Genomic DNA, 17678 nt, shown 5'->3' with positions numbered 1-17678 from the left:
TACAAGAACCAATAGTAGTATGAAGAACGGAGTAGTAATCAATGAATATCTCAGCAAAATTATTTTTTCGGGCGGGCGTGATTTTACTATTTATTATCGTATTTATTCAATTAGTAATAATTGGACTCCAGAGCGCTCCTAGTGACCAGACACTACTTGTCAATGTTATATTTATTTTCCTTACTGTCATAGAAATGCCAACGATCAACATGATTGTTCTGGGATACTATACTGAGAGGTACAATGAGGAAGGAAGTATTCGTGAACCGAGATCGGAGCTGGGCACAGGGCTGGTCATTATAGGTCTTGCAGGCATAATTCTATTAATAATATTCTGGAACTCCGTTATCGATCTGGTGACGCCAAAGACTCTTGTTAACATGGCCATAGGACATTATTTGTTTGGAATATTTTATGCAGGAGTCACGATTCTTGGATTTAGGAAAGGACTCAAGCTAAGGCTTGAACCGACAAGTCCTGTAGAGTAGACAATCCGAGTCGATCAAGTAACACCTGATGAAAGGAGGCGCACAATTCAAAGCCTCGTTGCAAATTCAGAATGTCGTGTATTTTAAGTATCCACGCGAAGACAAGATGGTCAGAGGATGTAGATGACACTATACGAACGAGCGTGCCATGTAGCAGGAAAGATGCCCATCTTTTCTCGTGCAGGAAGACACCAGCATAGTCATGATCTGGAACGTGCCACAAGGTTTCTGGCACCGCTCATTCGAATCACTCCGCAAGAGGTAGTTGCGGGAAGCTACCTCTACTCAATTCTCACATTGATCACAGTCTTTGGTGTTGGGCAGTTCTTGGGACTCTCATTATTGGCGGTCGTGCCACTTGCCGTCATCAATGCATTGTTCGTCTATTTTGCCTTTTCCACATACCCGGTAAATCGTATGAATTCATACAAGTTGAGTCTCTCTGAAGAAGCGGATATCATCTTCGAACAGTTCTTGCTCATCTTTCAGTCGGGAGGCACCATCTTCGACGCCATTGAGATGGTCGCGGAATCCGATCACCCGTATCTCTCACAGGCATTCAAAGAGATGATAGCAAAGATCATGGAGGGCATATCTCCCGAGACCCTGCTCTCAGAGTTTGCGCGAAACCAACCCTCTGATGACCTTCGAAGATACATCACCGCAGTCCTCTCAGCAATGGAACAAAAGACAGATCTCTTAGAGGCCTTGTCGGGAGAATCGTATGAGGCAGATATGGTACTGCGTTCCAAGAATCTCGAACTCGAGAGCAGGTTACTCATCGTTGCTGCGCTGGTAACCTACACGCCGATCATGTTCACCCTTGCAGCATCACTTGCGGGGTTTGCCACAAATCCTCTTGTCATGCTGTTGATCCCAATACTTGTCGGGCTGAACGCCATCTTGCGAACAAGATTCTCTCGCGCCTTTGCAGCGTACTTTGATAGACCACAGAATGAAGGGATCACTAGACCCACGCAAAAAGAGATCCTTCGAGAGTATGATGAGTTCCTCAACCTTCTGATGCTTGTGAGTGAGCGGCTAAGAACAGGCGATACATTAGAGGTTGCATTGGCGCAGAGTAGAGATGATGCCTCGCCAGAAGTGAGACCGATCGTAGACAGGTTTCTTGAGTTGATATATGAGCAACAGATGTCACTTCAAGAGGCGATCGAGGAGGCAGCCTCACTCGCACTGGGCCAACGTGTAGCGTATCTGTTCCGCCTCATGGGGCGAATGTGTGAGGCCTCGGCCACAGACGCCGGAATCCGGTTAGGTAGGATCGTCACACGGTTGATCAAGAGGACAGCGGTTGCAAAGGAGAGAGAGTCGATCATTGCTGCACAACGGCTGAAGGTGTACCTGCTTGGTCTCACAAGTGCGATCGTACTGGGACTATTATCTGCCCTTGCACCGTTCCTCTTTGTGGCCTCACTCTTCAAAGGAGGAGGCACGACCTTTGGAACCATATCGATGTGGGATCTCGCGCCTCTACTAATTACGTTACTGGCTTTGACTATATCAACAGGCTATCAGAGCACATTGATGATAAATGGCTCCAGACCGCGACTAATGGGTCTCATCAGTGGCACCTTATACTGGTTGTCGTTTGTATTTGCAGGTTCGATGATGGGACTTCTCTCATAGGCCACAGCGAACATAGGTTTTTTAGTACGAGTGACTATGACTCTCATTGTTGCTCCGAGGTGTGAATAATGCTACAACTAGGAGTGTTTGACCTTAGTCTTGACGAAATCATGGCCTTCTTCCAAGACCCGGTGGTCGTTGGATGGGTGCTTATCGGATCGGGTATCCTTGCCGCAATCTGGCTTTTCGAGAACATCACAGATCCAATTCCCTTGCTGGGAACCATCTTTGACATTCTCGTAAAAATCGGTTCCTTTCTGGGATTCTTTGTGGGCGCACTGGATATCCTTGTAGGATACGTCGTGTACGTGACAAATCCCAATGGAGTCATTGTGGCTGGAGTTCTTGTTGTCGTTGGATTCTCGTTGGTGATGCGATTACTATCAAAGATGCCTATCGCGGCTGTGTTTGCACTGGCTGTTGCCATCTTTGCAACTTTCACAATCTACGGCCTGCTGGCACCGTACGCAGCATACCCGTACATTGGCCCATACATCACTCAGATCATTTCACTGAAGTGGATGGCGGTCATTGGCTTCATCATTTTCGCAGTGGTCTACAACGTCGGAGGTCTACTGATAAAAATAATTCAGTTCATTGGGAAGATCTTCTCATGGACTCCGATCAGCATCATCATCGGACTTGCTGCAATTGGCGTGGGAATAGTAGTCATCTTTGCGCCAACTATGCTGGGTCTTGTCATCCCATGGCCAGCACCGTGAATTTCTAAGTAAATAAATTAGAGGGGCTTGCCCCTCAACTCTTTCTTTTTCTATAGATCAGGTAGGCACAGTGAGAGTCACAGGTCGGATCTCTCTAAAAAACAAGAACTGAATATCACTCTCTTTATAGAACATAGCAGCATCTTCCATCGCAGTCTTGGCTGCAAAAATGCCTGAGAACCATTGACTGACGTAAAACTCACGTTCGGGTATTTCATCTTGCATCTTAAGACGCTGAAAATCATCTGGAATATTGAACCCGAGAGGAACAAGCAATGCGACTCTAAAGGCACGATCATGTGTTCGCATCTCGAGCCAAAGTTCACAATAGCCCAAATCAAGACCTCAGTTGTTCAGTTGATTAAGTGGCTGAGAATTCACTTTAGAATGTTTCTTTGCTAGCCTATCGAATCAGTCCCTAATACAATATTGGACCCACGAAAGCACACCTTACTAAGAGCACTGGATGTGAAACAATGACACAGTTGAAGAATCAAAGGGGTAAAATATTATAATTAACACTTGGCGGAAGGGAATTCCGAAGATTGAAATAGTAGGAACACATGATACCTGTTCATTCTCAGTAGTGGTAAATAACGAATATTAACCAACACTGCAGAAAGAGGAAGTGCACCATTCAGGAGGAGAACCTGCAAATGGCTCGAAAACAGTCTGAGCAAGATACTACAGATGAGGACAAAAAACGAATCATCAGCGTCACAATGAGCCAATCATTGGTTTCACGAATTGATGATCTTGTACAAGACAGAATTGGACGGTCACGTGCCCAGTTGATCGAGGATGCGGTCAGATGGTTTATCGACCTGACTGTATACAAATGGAGCGAGCGCGGAATATACATCGATTCGAGTCGAGTTGTGTTGGAGAGCGAGACTCTCTCGTCATTGTATTTTTCAAAACTCACCCCTGCTGATCAGTATGAACTAGGTGTGACTGCTGGAGCGCAGACACCAGTAGCAGATGTGGTAAGACTATTCTATGAGAAAGACCCACAAGATCCTAAGAATTACCAACTCGTCCTTCGAATTCTTCAGGATCAGGGGTGGGGCGCAATCAGTCTTCATGAGAACCTTATTGTCGTCGGCAGCCCATTCTATCCGGCACCGTTCGTTAGAGGATATTTAGAATCTTTATTGAAGGTCAAACTAGAAAGAGTTACGACCAGCACAAAAGATACAGTGGCTCTCAGAATCAAATAGTAATGAGATCGGAGAGCCCACTACCATTGTTTTCCGACTTCTAATATCTCGAACTCGCTCTCGTAGAGCCCAGGTATGCTCTCAAGGATCTTTCGGATATGCGGCTCCTTCTCAACAATATTGTCAGTAGCAAAGTATACTTCATAGATACAGCGGTTCTGTTCATAGCAGAATCCCGTAGTATAGAGAACAGTGAGGTCAAGCTCTTTAAACAGATGCGTCATTGTCTGCATCAGTGCGGGGTTGACCTTCTCAACTTCTAAACGTACACGTGCACCACCCGATCGTTTCATCGGAATGAATCGAATCTCGCCTGTTCGCTCAAAATAGATCACTATGGCCGCTTGAACATCGGTCGACACACTGCTCTTATAAAATTCCTCAGGGATCCTTATCGTACGCTCTGCCATAACATCAACGATCATTCCCTTTGTTAACCCGGCCATCCCTTATCGCCTCGGATCTAGTCGTGAAATATCTCTGCATCAGTCTATTTGTATCTTCGTACTATGTGTAAACCGAAATAATAACCTTCGGCAATGACAAAATCCAACGAGACCTACACTGCTGACTCGACAAAAGAGACCTAAGCGAACCTATATATGTCATAAGTTACATTTTGAAACTATCCAATAAACGGTGGAAGTGTAACACTCGGATGTGATCATATATGCAAAGTGTATGGATAATCCTTGCAGGTTCAACCCATGTATTTACAGCGGTACTGGTCATGATATTCGCAGTACTGATGTTCGGAGAGAGTATGTGGGGTGGCTCTGCAAAGCGATTCAAAATGTACAGTATCGGATTAATTGTCTTTAGTGCTCTGACCTATGTAATAGCTGGCTGGTGGTACGTAGTATACTATGGGGCGGACAAAGCAATAATCACGGCTGGAGAAGTGGCATGGGCTCACACGCTCATAATGGAAACGAAAGAACATATTTTTATTTCCGGGTTCTGGTTTGCGATAGCTTTGGGAATCATTGGATATTTTGTCACTGATGAACAATTGAACGATCCAAACTTCAGGAAGACAATAGCCCTTCTTTCAGCAATGTTAGTAATTGGAGTCATGCTCATAGAAGGCATGGGCGGAATTATCATTGCGGGACTAAAAATCGGATTTGGTGGTGCGTAGATAATGGACGATGAAACGGCTAAAGCCACACAAATTTCTGCACTATTTTCATTAATGCTTGTATCGATAGCCAATACGATCATAACAATTGGAAAAGAATCAAGTGAGGAGTTCAAAGGGGTCTTTATAGCAATAACAGGCCACCACTGGACAGGCCATGGAATTGTAGTATTAATACTATTTTTCGCGTTTATGGCTCTAGGGTATGTGTTGGTGAAACGTGGAACCCTTAGACAAGACATTGATCTCTACAAGCTTGCATTGACAACAATAATAGTAATGGCAATTGCAGATTTTGCGATCTTCCTATATCTATTTATTTAATATTGGTAGTCTAGATACATGTAATGTTGTACGTTGCATGTATCGATCTCCTCTTTTTCCAGTCCACAATCGTGTCAATCAAGTAGACACTAGAATTTGCTACGGATCTGTCCGACTACTCACCGATTCTATCTATCACCATATGCGACTGACATTTTTCGGGGACTACTACTTGACAATCTTTATATGTTCACTAAAGAGCGAACATATTCGCGCTGTACAGGTGTTTTGACATGGTGGATCTACCAAGCATAGTTATCAAGACTAGGCAGCTCTTGAGACTCCGGGGTTATAAGGCCGACGAACTGTTCGAGTATGAGGAACGGTGGGTGCTATTCCCTGAGAGAGTCAAAGATGATGTCGTCACAAAATCCGTTGTGTGGATCTTCAAAGAGCCACGTGTTGTCGGAGTGGCCTTAGTAAAAGACATTGCCCGGAATATGGAGGAAGTTCAAGCTCCAGAGGGTATGCTCATCGGAGGCAGCAGATTCACGCCCGCTGCGAAGAAACAGGCACGAGAGAGCCATGTCGAATTGATCCAGGGTAACTATTCGTCTTTTGACCTCTTCGATCACGAACTGGTCCCCAAGCATAGGATTGCCACTAAAGATGAGATTCAGATAGTCCTCAATCACTACGGGATAGACAAGACACAACTCCCACGGATTCTTAGAAGTGATCCCGCTGCTCGTGTGCTCGGAGCCAAACCCGGCCAAGTCGTCAGAATCGAGCGCGATAGCCGGACCGCTGGTAAGACCTACTATTATAGGCTCGTCGTCGAAGGCTCCTAGTGAATCATCTAGATGATCACAACGCCCATCCACATACCCACCAAGAACATGATGAGTGCAGTCAGAAGTGGTACTGTGGTATTGTCCGTGCCCTTTGGACTCACAAGTTCGATCAGAGTTGCAGATACTGCTCCGATAAGGGCAAGGACCAACATTTGAGGCAACAGCATAGTAGAACCTGACAGAAATGCTCCATAGTGCACCACACCAAAATACCAGAATGCAGCAAAGGCCCCAATGAATCCAAAGACAAATAGGGCCATAGAACCATGGAAACTCCTCTTTGAACCATTAATCGTGCGTGTGTGATTTTTCCCGTACAAAATCCCAATGGGTGCAGAGAAACCATCACCGAACATCATGATGTGGATTGCTGCCGCTCCGATGAAATAGAGCCGTTCATACCCGCTGAATGTGAAGATGCCCGTAAGAATTGTTAATGAAACCGCATACCAGAATGGCCCTCGGACACTTCCCTGCTCCAAGTCTTCGGGTCGTGCCATCGCCTCAAAATAGTGACTGAAGCGATCAGAACCCGCAATCAAAAGAAATCCAACAAACGTGGCCGCCAATACCGTTGCCATCCAAGGATGAGGATAATACGGAACAGTCCAGATCGCACCGCCCGCAAAGAGGTGAATCACCTTTCTCGTAAAGTCGGGGCTATAGTTCATCTTTCGGCGAAGTAAATCACCAATTGTCAAGACCATGAGCACGTAGAAGAGGCCTATTGTAAAAACAACAAGATCACCAAGTTCAATGACCAGTTCAATCTGCACCAATTTCACACTCGAAAATGGAACGAGAAAACCAACGGATATATCTGTCGGAGATAGATGCTGACCACCATTGATCAGGATTGATGGTCGACTACATCTACCCCGGATACATGAGCCAGATCGTGGATTGCAGATTGGACGAGCTTCTTCAACTGTTCAAAATCGTCCCCTCGTGCTGAGACCCAGACCCTGAGAACATTGGTCGTCCCATAACGTTTGGGCATTGACTTGATATAGACACCGGGGTGTTTCTTCATCACCTCGTCTATAAATGGAGCGAAAACGCTCTCGTCATGGATCTTAAACTCAACTACTTCTTCATAATACGTTCCAGCAAGATTTGATCGTATCCATGGAACAACTTCCTGCTCGAAGATGTGCTTGAGCTCGGAAGGCACACCGGGTAAACATATGATCACCGTACCGTCCAACTCTAAACGTATGCCTGGAGCACCCCCCACGCGATTATCAAGTGGAATAGCTCCATAAGGAATCGTGGCCATCTTTTTTCTTGCCGGGAACATATCCGGAGAATCTACGACGCCTTGTTCGTAAAAGTGCAAATATTGCCTGCGCACTATTTCAAGGGCAGTGGGGTCTTCAATCAGATTTAACGAGTATTTTGTTGCAATGGCTGTAAGAGTCATATCATCATGGGTCGGACCAAGACCACCTGATGTTAGAACCAAGTCGCACATTCCCGTAAGAAAATCCAAGCCCGCCCCAATTTCGGCAGGATCATCACGCACAACGGCCACACGCACGAGTTGCAGTCCCAAGACAACAAGTTGCTGTGCCAGCCAATTAGAATTTGTATCCAAGATGATCCCATCAAGAACCTCGTTTCCAATTACTAGAATTCCAACTGTGCGAATATCTCGTGTAATATCTATTCACCACCAAAATATAATTCCCGCTTCAACGATAAAACAACATCTTTTAGAACCTGAAGCCTCTCCTTTGCCATTCGTTTGGCGGGCGGAGTAATCATGCTTCCTGCAATTTTTTCTGCAAGCGGGAGAAACTCTTCCAGCTTGCTATGAAGATCCACCAGTCCCATCCCGGGTTTAAGCTGAAGCCCATTGATAACATAATGGATAAACCCAATCACCCCCAGTTTTACAAGTTTGTCAGCTTCCCATAATACCTGAGCCTCGACAGTATCAAGAGGCGTATCACGTACAAGACCAACATGGGAGCGGATCGCATATGTGACACGCTCAATCATTTTTGAATCAATACCTTCATCAGTCAAAATCTGTGTGGCAATTTTTGCACCCTCAACGCCATGATCATCAGGCCCACCAAGACCGGGTTTGGCAACATCATGCAACCAAGCAGCAATTAATACAACATCCATGTCCGCACCTGCTTCTTTGGCCAGATAACAGGCAGTTGCAACAACACTTGCAACATGATCCCTGCGATAATTGTAAATTGGAGGCCCATCTGTGTTAACAATCCGTTGCCAGTCCTGATTCGCAACTAATGAGGTCTCACGTAAGATCCTTTCTTTTAGCCGAGTAATGAGAGGGTTGTTCATTATTGAAAGTAACTCAGGCAATTAAAAATAAACATGTCGGCGATGATAAGCGGAACTAGAAAACTATTCCAGCAGATCCCATGTGAGAGGCGTGCCTCGTTTAATTTCTTTTTTCGCTGTTCGCCCAAGCACATCCTTCAGAAATTTTGGGGGAAGACCGTATCCGGGCCGAATCGAACGAACATTGTCAGGAGTTAATTTTTCACCAGCAGCAATATCCTTCACTATAAATAGCGAACGCGCAAACTCTCGGCTCTTCTTCTTCTTACTGGTCAAAGAATAATCAACTACACCCAGAGCCTCCTCGACCTCACGTACACTTGTAACCATGGATTTGAATTCATCAGGCTCCAATGAGAATGCTGCATCGGGCCCTCCCATATCTCGATCCAAGATTATATGCTTCTCAATCATACATGCCCCAAGTGCCACTGATGCAATAGGAACGGAAACCCCTTTAGTATGATCGGATAGGCCCACAAGACAATCATAGCGGCTCCTCATGTCCGGCATAGTTCGCAGATTTACTTCCTGTAGTGGGGTGGGATAGGCAGAGGTGCATTTTAAAATAATTATGTCGTTGTTGTGTTGTCGTCTACATGCTTGGACTGCCGCTTCAATATCTTCAGTCGTAGCAATCCCCGTCGAGATAATAACAGGTTTACCTTTAGAAGCAACATACTCGATCAGAGGAATATCAGTGATTTCAAAAGAAGCGATCTTATAGGCCGGGATATTTATTTTTTCTAGGAAATCTACGGCAGTAGAATCAAAAGGTGACGAAAAACATACAAGCCCCTGCTCCTCTGCATATTTCTTCAGTTTTGGCTGCCATTCCCAAGGCGTATATGCTTCGCTATAGAGATCATAGAGAGTGCGCCCGTCCCATATGGTCCCCTGTTTTATTTTGAAATAATCGTTGTCGGAATCGAGTGTGATAGTATCGGGCGTATAGGTCTGCAACTTGATTGCATTAGCTCCCGATTTTGCAGCGGCATCAATGAGCTTCACAGCAAGATCATAATCTTGTAAATGATTGGCAGAGATCTCAGCAACAATGAAGACGGGTTGGTTATCGCCAACTGCAATATTATCAATCAGTATAGTCTTCATTTAGTCACCAACTAATCCAACTATAAACATCATATATAGATTCTTGGAGAAACAGAATAGCATGAAGCCAATTTATTCGATAGACAAACTCATTAACGTTTGCAAATACAAAATTTATTGAAAAACAATGACTCAAAATATTGTGTGCATTGTCCAAGCACGGATGAACTCATCCCGCCTCCCAAAAAAATCTCTCAAAAAAATAGGTAGTTGGTCGATCGTTGAACTCGTCTTAAAACGGGCGAGTCAAGCTCACCTAGTCAATAAAGTCATCTTAGCCACATCCACCAATCCGTCAGACGACCCATTAGCAGAATATGTGAGGGATCTTGGTTTTGCGGTATTTCGCGGGTCAGAAGATGATGTTCTCTCAAGATTCTTCGAGGCCGCAAAATCTCAGCAGGCGGATGTTGTTGTGCGAGTCACTGGCGACTGCCCGGTCATCTCTCCGAAACTCATCGATTACGCGGTTGTATCATTTCTCGAAAGAGACGTGGATTATCTCACTATTTCCATAGGAGAAAATAAGGAGTGTGCATATCCGAGGGGATTTGATGTCGAAGTGGCTAAGTTTGAGTCCTTGGCAATAGCAGCTTCAGAGGCCACCGAAAAATATGAACGAGAACATGTGATGCCATATTTGTACACGCATCAAGAGAATTTCACCACAGAGTATCTCTTCCCGGAGCCTCCGGATTGCAGACCAAGATATCGACTATGCGTTGACACTGAAACTGATTACAGACTAATTTTAGCCATCTATGATCATTTCAAAGAAGACCTAATTAATGCGGATCATCGCAAAATAATAGAGTTTTTAGACGCCCATCCAGAAATTGCTACAATCAACAGTGGTGTCAAACAGAAGCATTTCAAAGAAGTAGACACAAGAATGACATAGCAAAGTTCAAATTACGGCCATTGTTGTGTTTGGTGGAATAGTACATAACCAGAGAGTGAGTACCTTTTGATTGATTTTGATAAAAAAATTGCTGAACTCGTGCATGATAGGGTAATCCTGATTACAGGGGGCACTGGTTTCCTTGGGAAGAGCCTCGTGAAAAGATTTCTAAGGTACTCCCCTCAGTCCATCAGAGTCTTCAGTAGAGATGAAGTCAAACATTTTCATTTTAATGTCGAATTTGGTGAAAACCCATACATTCGAAATCTGATAGGCGATGTGCGGGACTATCCACGGTTGGAACGCGCAACAAAAGGTGTGGACATAATAATTCATGCAGCCGCATTGAAAAGAATCGACATGATTGAATACAATGTGGCCGAATCGATCAAGACCAATATTATTGGAACCTTGAATGTGGCAAATGCCGCTGTTGCCAATAATGTGCGCCATGCCCTGTTTATCTCTACAGACAAAGCATGCGCCCCATTGAACTCGTATGGTGCATGCAAACTTCTTGGAGAACGCATCTTTACAGAAACCAATTATAGTAAAGGAAAATCAAGGACGCTCTTAAGCTGTGTACGTTATGGAAATGTACTTGCCAGCACCGGCTCGATCATTCCAATTTTCAAGGAAAAAATCGAGAGAGGAGAACCGATCCCGCTAACCCATCCGGACATGACACGGTTTATCATATCAGCAGATCAGGCTGTTGATTTGATCATGAAAGCACTTGCCTATAGTGTAGGCGGCGAGGTCATTGTACCATTCATTCCGTCAACACGCATCATTGACTTGATTGATGTACTAAAGGACTTGCTTCATGCAGATAATCCCATTGATATTATAGGGATACGCCCCGGTGAAAAGATTCACGAGCTTCTCATCAATGAATATGAGATGCCTTTAACATATAAATATAAAGATATTTTTGCGATTACATCACTCATAAGAAAATATCAAGACGAAATTGAACAACCCATCTATATGCAAAAGGGCCAACACATGGCAAATGGGGAACTAAAAGAATACTCATCAAAGGATCACGTGCTTTCAAAAGAAGATCTTAAAAAGTATTTAGAAAAATTAAACCTACTCTAAGGAAGTGGGAGAATGAGAATTCCATATGGAAAACAATGGATCTCCGAGGAGGACAAACAACGAGTTATGGAAGTCTTGGATTCGGACTTCCTGACGACTGGCCCTTTTATCGACACCTTTGAAAAAGAGTTTGCCAAATATGTCGGCGCGAAATATGCTATTGCGGTCACAAGTGGAACAGCAGCGCTTCATCTTGCTGCAAAAGCTCTGGGAGTCGCCCCTAATACTGAAGTGATAACCACACCCATGTCGTTCGCGGCAACATCAAATTGCGTTCTCTATAACTCAGGATCCCCTGTATTTTCAGATATAACTGAACGCGGTCTACTTGACCCCGAACAGATTCCCCAACATATTACAGAGCGAACCGTAGGTATCATTCCCGTGCATTATATGGGATTGCCAGTCGAACGCACCGAGATTTCTAAAATCGCTCATGAGAATGATCTATTTGTCATTGAGGATGCAAGTCATGCGATAGGTGCAAAATATAGAGATTCGAAAATAGGGGACAATCGTTATTCAGACCTTACCGCCTTCAGTCTACATCCAGTGAAACATATCACAACAGGCGAAGGGGGTGTCATCACTACCAATGACAAAGAGATGAATGAACTTCTCCGAAGTCTTAGATCTCATGGAATCACAAAGGATCAGAGAAAGTTCCAAACACAACATACTGAACCATGGTATCAAGAGATGCATCAGCTCGGCTATAATTATCGGCTGACTGACATTCAGGCCGCCCTCGGTCTGTCGCAACTATCACGAATTGATCAATTCATCAAAAAGAGACGAGAGATAGCAGGAACATACAATGACTTTTTCGAAAAATACAGCGACAAGGTCGAGATTATTCAAGAGAGAAATTACGAGTTTCATGCATATCATCTCTATGTGATCAAAGTGGAAAATGCAAAAATGCGATTAGAATTATTTAATTTCTTGAAAAACAGAGGAATATTCTGCCAAGTTCACTATATTCCCATTTATTGGCATCCATATTATAGGTCGTCGGGCTATAAGGACGAATTCTTGCCACAGACAGAGGCATTTTATGAGAGGATCATATCATTGCCGATGTTCCCCAAACTCACCGATGAAGAGATTCAGTATGTTCTCGAATCACTTCAACTTTTCTTGAAATAGCCATGTACCGTTCATACGACAAATAAGGTTCATAAACAAGCGAAAGTCAAAAGACCAGTTCGTAAAGATAAGCATCCGCATCGGGGATCTTCTCTTTTCGAACAAAGCCTAATGATCCAAATAAGCGCTGTGACGGAATATTACCTTCAGCAATTCTGGCTGTTGCTCGGAGATATCCCTGAGATTTCAAATAAAGAAGAACTAGCTTCAGAGAACGTTTCCCAACTCCGTGTCCCATAAGTGTCACTTCACCAATGAAAATACCGATCTCAGGTGCGGGACTTGAAAGGTGAGACACATTCACGCTCCCAACCTTACGTTTACGTATGCCATCGTCTACGGATATTATCCAATCAAGTCGATCTTTTCGGGTAGTCCAGAACTTGTAATGCTCGTCCCAATGTAACGGAGAACTCTGTGCATGGAAGTAGCGATACACATCAGGATGCGATCTCCAAGCTAGAAGCAGCTCAAGATCTTCATCTTTAACAGAATCCAAGAAAACGTATCCATCATTCAAACTTGGCGCTTCCAATTCACTCGCTCCTAAAAGTCCCGTATTGATAGTTGTTTCCCATACCTATCAAATAATTGTTTTCGACCTTTCTGAACAAGATCCTTTTTTGAGGTCAGACTAGTATCCATTCTGTAGTAGGTGTATAATGGCTCGGGAATATGATATCCTCGTGCTGTGGGGAGTATTTTCATCAAAAAATCGTACTCAGGGAAGACCAAGGTCTCATCATAATACCCGTGCAGCCGTATAAGTTTCATTGAATGCATAATGCCTGCCGCGAGTGTATGGAAGAGATTATCCTTGACGGAAACAATCTTCTTAATCCCATTTATGACTTCATAGTAGTCGCAATATACAAAGTCAATAGATGGATCCCTGAGAAGTGCATTATACTGTTTCTCTAGAATACGCGGCTCAAAACAATCATCTGAGTCAAGTAATATAAAATAGGGAGTGGTCGCTTTCTTAAGAGCACTATTTAGAACTTGAACCGCACCCCGGTGATCGCACAGAAGAACATCGATATTCTTGTATCTCTGAACGATATCCAGTGTCTGATCAGATGAGCCATCGTCAACCACCAGTATTCTATAGAGGTCTGGGGACAGTGTTTGATTTATAGCACTATCAAGAGCGCGTTGTATCGTATTCTGACTATTATAGGTTCGAATTATGACGGTTATCGCGGGTTTCAGGATTGAAACACATCCCCATTGTTCATAGATTGAATATCTAGTGAATACACCAGCCTATTAACGTTCTATGCTCTAGGAATCTGTGGAATGTCAGAGAGGCGTTTTCAGAACCCATTCGCCATCGCGCTGCTCGAAAATGTCCCGATTCCAGAACTTTTCCACAATATCCCAGAACTCTTTCTCGGTATAACCCAGAAAGTCGATATAATCTTGTAGTGCCCGCTGATCAAGGATTGAATCACCCTCACGAATAAGACGCCTTGCTTCTTCAAGTGTAAGACGCCCCTCTCGTACTCGTCTACTAGCTATATCGGAAACTCGTTGAAAACCGAATTTCGGATATTTCATCCAAAGATGCACCATATAGGCGACCGAGTCTATTTGTTCAAAGTTCTCTATGTAACCCTCACGAATCCATTCATGAGTCAGATCTCTGAACCCATATCTCTTAGCAACAGAACGATTACGAACACTGCTCCAAGGGATAAAGTAGCTCATGTATATGACTATAGGAAGATCCTTGTTCTTATCTAGTTGAATAGAACTGACCTCAGGACTGGTCAGACCATGCTTCACCCACCAGTCACGGTCTTTCTCTAAGGCATCAGACATGGCCTGTACTACGGGGGTGGCATCATAGAAATTGGTCTCGGTTGAACCATATTCAAAAGCAGAGTTCTCCCCGAAAACAACAAGAGGAATATCAAATTTCTGAGCTACAAGTGTAGGGATTGTATATATTGCATATTCGACAAATTTCAGACATTCCCCTGTTTCTTCAAAAGCAATTCGTGTTGCTCTTCTGAACAGATCATGATTAATGGTATACAGATAATGGTTCAGTTTGAAGGTTTCGATTAAATTCCGAAGGTTGTGAACTCCGGCATTTGTATGCGTAAAACTATCCGTAACTGTAACAAGAAGCGGATGCATATCCATCTCTTTAACCAAAGTGTGTGCAAGAAAATACGAGTCCTTGCCACCACTGACCGGCAGAATACAGTCGTAACTTCCATCATCACTGCGGTACTTGTCGCACAGCTCTCGCAGTTCCTGTTTTCGCTTATCCCAATCAACAGTAGAACGCAAGTCATAGTTACGACATGCTTGGCATACACCATCTTTGAAAATTGATCCCGGACGTGTGTTAGGCATTGTGCATCGCTTACAGCGTTCCATGAAGAATCAACCTCAATTATGCGGAGTACCCAATACTGGCAAGTTTATAAGATTGTTGTTTATTGGCCGAGTTCACCGTCATAGCGCAAAAATCGTGGTTGCTACAATGAAAAAAACTGAACAGGAAAAATTTTGGGAGGGCAATTTTGGGGACGAATACACCATCCGGAACGTTGGGGACTGGGATGCGTTTTACAAAAGTCAGTGGGGAGTAACTCGAACCTCATTGAATGAAGAATTTCTGACGGGAATCCCCCACGACGCAAGAATTCTTGAAATAGGTTGCAACCGTGGAAATCAACTTCAGGTCCTTGAAAAACAAGGCTTTACAAATCTCTGGGGCATCGAGATCAATAAAAAAGCAATCGAAATTGCGCGTGAGAATAAAAAATTTAATATCGTAGAAGGTTCCATCTATGATATCCCATTCAAGGAGGGGTTCTTTAATCTTGCATTCACTAGTGGAGTCCTTATTCATATTCCCCCAGAGAATTTGCAAAACGCAATAAAAGAGATCTATCGTGTTTCCCGAAAATACATTTGGTGTTTCGAGTATTTTGCCGATGAGTGCACGGAGATAGAATATCGGGGACATAAGAATCGACTCTGGAAAAATAATTTCCTTCGAGTATTCCAAGAAACCTTCCCCGATCTAATTCTGGTCAAGAAACGAATGGTCAAATATCTCCACAATGAGAATGTTGACATAATGTTCCTTCTGGAAAAGCAAGCACCGTAAGTTGATACACACGCATCCCGTATATAATATATTAGCGTCGGACATAGACAATCTTTTTCTAGGGCTCTTGGCGAAAACTTGAACAACTACTTTGACTCGAAAGGATTAGAAAATAAAAAGACAGAACAGGGTTTAAGAAAAAAACAACAATAGACCTAACAAGCATCAGCACCAAGAATTGGAAAGGGATATGAATCCATGACGGATATAGACAAGATGTCTGAAGAATTTCTAAAGTTTGAGAAAGACATGAGTCTTTTCTCGAAAAGGATAACCGGGATTTTCTTTTGGGAGAGAATACGATTCAGAGTCTATACCTATATTTATAATAACATCGCGGGAGAAACCACTACCTCATTTGCTACAAAGCATTCGCACAAGAATCTCATACTGTTCTATATTCGTGCATTTGTAAATATATTTAAAAATCCGTTCCTCTGCAGAAAGAAAGACATCCTCTTCGTGAACAGTCCAAGACGGCTGATGTTTGAAGATGGTTACTGGTGGGACATATACGTTGATCCAATACTTGCAAAGATTAGTCGATCCTATGTATTACTTGAACCGGATTTTAGGCTTCAGCACCGGGCACCTGCAAAGACAAAAAACATGCGATACATGGATTTTCTCGTTTTACTTACAGAAATCAAGAAGCGACTTGGACTATGCAAGCTGAGATTTAGTCCTGCCGAAAGAAAATTGATTAGACAAATTGAAGTCACAATCTATGACCGATTCGGAGTCAAAATGAATCTCAGAGATCTAATATACAATGTGCTTCTCAAAAGAAAGACCATACTCCCACTCTATAATATAATGCTGAAACGAATAAAACCGAAAGCCATAGTTTGTATAGTCGGTTATGGCAAAGAGGACTTAATAGAGGCCGCAAACGAACTCGCGATTCCAGTTGTGGAATTACAACATGGAGTCATTTATCCCATGCATCTCGGATATTCATTCGAGGGAGAACATGCCACAAAAAGGACATTTCCGAATTACCTTCTCCTATTTGGGGATTATTGGTGTGATTCAGCCAAGTTCCCACTACCAAAAGATCGGATAATTAGTGTAGGATACCCCTATATGGAGATTCAAATGCAAAAGTATGCCCACTTAATAAAAAAGAAACAAATATTATTTATCTCACAGTGGGGAATAGGAAATTCAATCCCACAATTCGCAGTACATTTTTCCAAAATAATTAATGGGGAATATAATATAATATACAAACTCCATCCTGGTGAATGGCACAATTGGAGAGAACGCTATCCGGAACTGCTTGATTCCGACATAGAAATTATCGAGGGCCGTGGGACAATATTATACAAATTATTTGCAGAGTCAATAATCCAAATTGGAGTTTCATCCACAGCACTCTTTGAAGGCCTTGCATTTGGTCTGAGAACATTTTTAATCGATGCACCAAGTGTGGGATTCCTTAGCAAATTAGAAACATCAGGATATGCAAAGAGGGTATCGGCCCCTGAAGAATTACTAGAATATCTTCACGAACACAAGGAGAGTAAATTATTCGATACAGAATACTTCTTCCGTCATAATGCAGTAAGAAATATAATAGCATTTTTGGACCGACTAATCTCTGTGAGTAAGTGACATTCAACG

The 17678-nt window shown here is 43.3% G+C and carries 21 protein-coding genes and 1 pseudogene; 13 read left to right on the top strand and 9 right to left on the bottom strand.

Annotated elements, in window-relative coordinates:
- Window positions 1–41: 41 nt before the first annotated feature.
- The 3 genes from K9W43_07170 to K9W43_07160 all read left to right on the top strand — a co-directional run bounded on the left by K9W43_07170 (window position 42) and on the right by K9W43_07160 (window position 2857).
- Complete coding sequence (locus K9W43_07170; protein MCF2137013.1) at window positions 42–488, top strand: hypothetical protein; 447 nt, start codon at window positions 42–44, stop codon at window positions 486–488.
- A 123-nt stretch (window positions 489–611) separates the two neighbouring features.
- A complete protein-coding gene (locus tag K9W43_07165) occupies window positions 612–2135 on the top strand; it encodes a type II secretion system F family protein (GenBank protein ID MCF2137012.1) in 1524 nt (507 codons plus the stop codon).
- 68 nt (window positions 2136–2203) lie between these two features.
- Window positions 2204–2857, top strand: coding sequence for a hypothetical protein (locus K9W43_07160; GenBank protein ID MCF2137011.1), 654 nt, complete (start codon window positions 2204–2206; stop codon window positions 2855–2857).
- Between the two features lie 57 nt (window positions 2858–2914).
- On the opposite strand, the gene K9W43_07155 is transcribed toward K9W43_07160, so the two are convergent.
- Entirely contained in the window at window positions 2915–3193 is a 279-nt protein-coding gene (locus K9W43_07155) for a hypothetical protein (GenBank protein MCF2137010.1), read from the bottom strand.
- A 320-nt stretch (window positions 3194–3513) separates the two neighbouring features.
- Here K9W43_07155 and K9W43_07150 point away from each other — a divergent pair, with 320 nt between their 5' ends.
- Window positions 3514–4077 (top strand): ribbon-helix-helix protein, CopG family, encoded by a 564-nt coding sequence (locus tag K9W43_07150; protein MCF2137009.1) that lies wholly within the window; start codon window positions 3514–3516, stop codon window positions 4075–4077.
- A gap of 20 nt (window positions 4078–4097) precedes the next feature.
- Here the strand turns inward: K9W43_07150 and K9W43_07145 are convergent, their stop codons facing one another.
- Entirely contained in the window at window positions 4098–4523 is a 426-nt protein-coding gene (locus tag K9W43_07145) for a hypothetical protein (GenBank protein MCF2137008.1), read from the bottom strand.
- Window positions 4524–4747: 224 nt separating this feature from the next.
- Between K9W43_07145 and K9W43_07140 the strand changes: the two genes are divergently transcribed.
- The 4 genes and pseudogenes from K9W43_07140 to K9W43_07125 all read left to right on the top strand — a co-directional run bounded on the left by K9W43_07140 (window position 4748) and on the right by K9W43_07125 (window position 6333).
- Window positions 4748–5218, top strand: coding sequence for a hypothetical protein (locus tag K9W43_07140; protein MCF2137007.1), 471 nt, complete (start codon window positions 4748–4750; stop codon window positions 5216–5218).
- A 3-nt stretch (window positions 5219–5221) separates the two neighbouring features.
- Entirely contained in the window at window positions 5222–5542 is a 321-nt protein-coding gene (locus K9W43_07135) for a hypothetical protein (protein ID MCF2137006.1), read from the top strand.
- Between the two features lie 233 nt (window positions 5543–5775).
- Window positions 5776–6090, top strand: a pseudogene (locus tag K9W43_07130) (restriction endonuclease).
- Window positions 6079–6333, top strand: a complete 255-nt coding sequence (locus K9W43_07125; GenBank protein MCF2137005.1) for a DNA-directed RNA polymerase subunit H — start codon at window positions 6079–6081, stop codon at window positions 6331–6333. Before K9W43_07130 ends, K9W43_07125 begins: the two are co-directional and overlap by 12 nt.
- A gap of 8 nt (window positions 6334–6341) precedes the next feature.
- Here the strand turns inward: K9W43_07125 and K9W43_07120 are convergent, their stop codons facing one another.
- The 4 genes from K9W43_07120 to pseI form a co-directional block, all read right to left on the bottom strand.
- Complete coding sequence (locus K9W43_07120) at window positions 6342–7112, bottom strand: hypothetical protein (protein MCF2137004.1); 771 nt, start codon at window positions 7110–7112, stop codon at window positions 6342–6344.
- A 74-nt stretch (window positions 7113–7186) separates the two neighbouring features.
- Entirely contained in the window at window positions 7187–7963 is a 777-nt protein-coding gene (locus tag K9W43_07115) for a competence/damage-inducible protein A (GenBank protein ID MCF2137003.1), read from the bottom strand.
- Between the two features lie 38 nt (window positions 7964–8001).
- The gene (locus K9W43_07110) at window positions 8002–8676 is read right to left on the bottom strand and encodes an HD domain-containing protein (GenBank protein MCF2137002.1); all 675 of its coding nucleotides are present in this window, start codon (window positions 8674–8676) and stop codon (window positions 8002–8004) included.
- A 42-nt stretch (window positions 8677–8718) separates the two neighbouring features.
- Window positions 8719–9768 carry a pseudaminic acid synthase gene (gene pseI / locus K9W43_07105; protein MCF2137001.1) on the bottom strand — a complete coding sequence of 350 codons (1050 nt, stop codon included), beginning with the start codon at window positions 9766–9768 and terminating at the stop codon, window positions 8719–8721.
- A gap of 127 nt (window positions 9769–9895) precedes the next feature.
- Here pseI and K9W43_07100 point away from each other — a divergent pair, with 127 nt between their 5' ends.
- The 3 genes from K9W43_07100 to pseC all read left to right on the top strand — a co-directional run bounded on the left by K9W43_07100 (window position 9896) and on the right by pseC (window position 12922).
- Window positions 9896–10669 (top strand): glycosyltransferase family protein, encoded by a 774-nt coding sequence (locus tag K9W43_07100; GenBank protein ID MCF2137000.1) that lies wholly within the window; start codon window positions 9896–9898, stop codon window positions 10667–10669.
- Between the two features lie 99 nt (window positions 10670–10768).
- Complete coding sequence (locus K9W43_07095) at window positions 10769–11773, top strand: polysaccharide biosynthesis protein (protein MCF2136999.1); 1005 nt, start codon at window positions 10769–10771, stop codon at window positions 11771–11773.
- 12 nt (window positions 11774–11785) lie between these two features.
- Window positions 11786–12922, top strand: coding sequence for a UDP-4-amino-4,6-dideoxy-N-acetyl-beta-L-altrosamine transaminase (gene pseC / locus K9W43_07090; GenBank protein MCF2136998.1), 1137 nt, complete (start codon window positions 11786–11788; stop codon window positions 12920–12922).
- Window positions 12923–12968: 46 nt separating this feature from the next.
- On the opposite strand, the gene K9W43_07085 is transcribed toward pseC, so the two are convergent.
- The 3 genes from K9W43_07085 to K9W43_07075 all read right to left on the bottom strand — a co-directional run bounded on the left by K9W43_07085 (window position 12969) and on the right by K9W43_07075 (window position 15313).
- A complete protein-coding gene (locus tag K9W43_07085; protein ID MCF2136997.1) occupies window positions 12969–13421 on the bottom strand; it encodes a GNAT family N-acetyltransferase in 453 nt (150 codons plus the stop codon).
- A 47-nt stretch (window positions 13422–13468) separates the two neighbouring features.
- A complete protein-coding gene (locus K9W43_07080; GenBank protein MCF2136996.1) occupies window positions 13469–14113 on the bottom strand; it encodes a glycosyltransferase family 2 protein in 645 nt (214 codons plus the stop codon).
- A 111-nt stretch (window positions 14114–14224) separates the two neighbouring features.
- Window positions 14225–15313, bottom strand: a complete 1089-nt coding sequence (locus tag K9W43_07075; protein ID MCF2136995.1) for an N-acetyl sugar amidotransferase — start codon at window positions 15311–15313, stop codon at window positions 14225–14227.
- A 106-nt stretch (window positions 15314–15419) separates the two neighbouring features.
- Here K9W43_07075 and K9W43_07070 point away from each other — a divergent pair, with 106 nt between their 5' ends.
- Complete coding sequence (locus K9W43_07070) at window positions 15420–16052, top strand: methyltransferase domain-containing protein (protein MCF2136994.1); 633 nt, start codon at window positions 15420–15422, stop codon at window positions 16050–16052.
- Window positions 16053–16268: 216 nt separating this feature from the next.
- Complete coding sequence (locus K9W43_07065; GenBank protein ID MCF2136993.1) at window positions 16269–17669, top strand: hypothetical protein; 1401 nt, start codon at window positions 16269–16271, stop codon at window positions 17667–17669.
- The last annotated feature ends 9 nt before the right edge of the window (window positions 17670–17678 follow it).

It is taken from the genome of Candidatus Thorarchaeota archaeon, from assembly GCA_021498125.1.
GTDB lineage: Archaea > Asgardarchaeota > Thorarchaeia > Thorarchaeales > Thorarchaeaceae > B65-G9.
The sequence above is the reverse complement of the archived record's forward strand: the minus strand, read 5'-3'. Positions and strand labels throughout refer to the sequence as shown.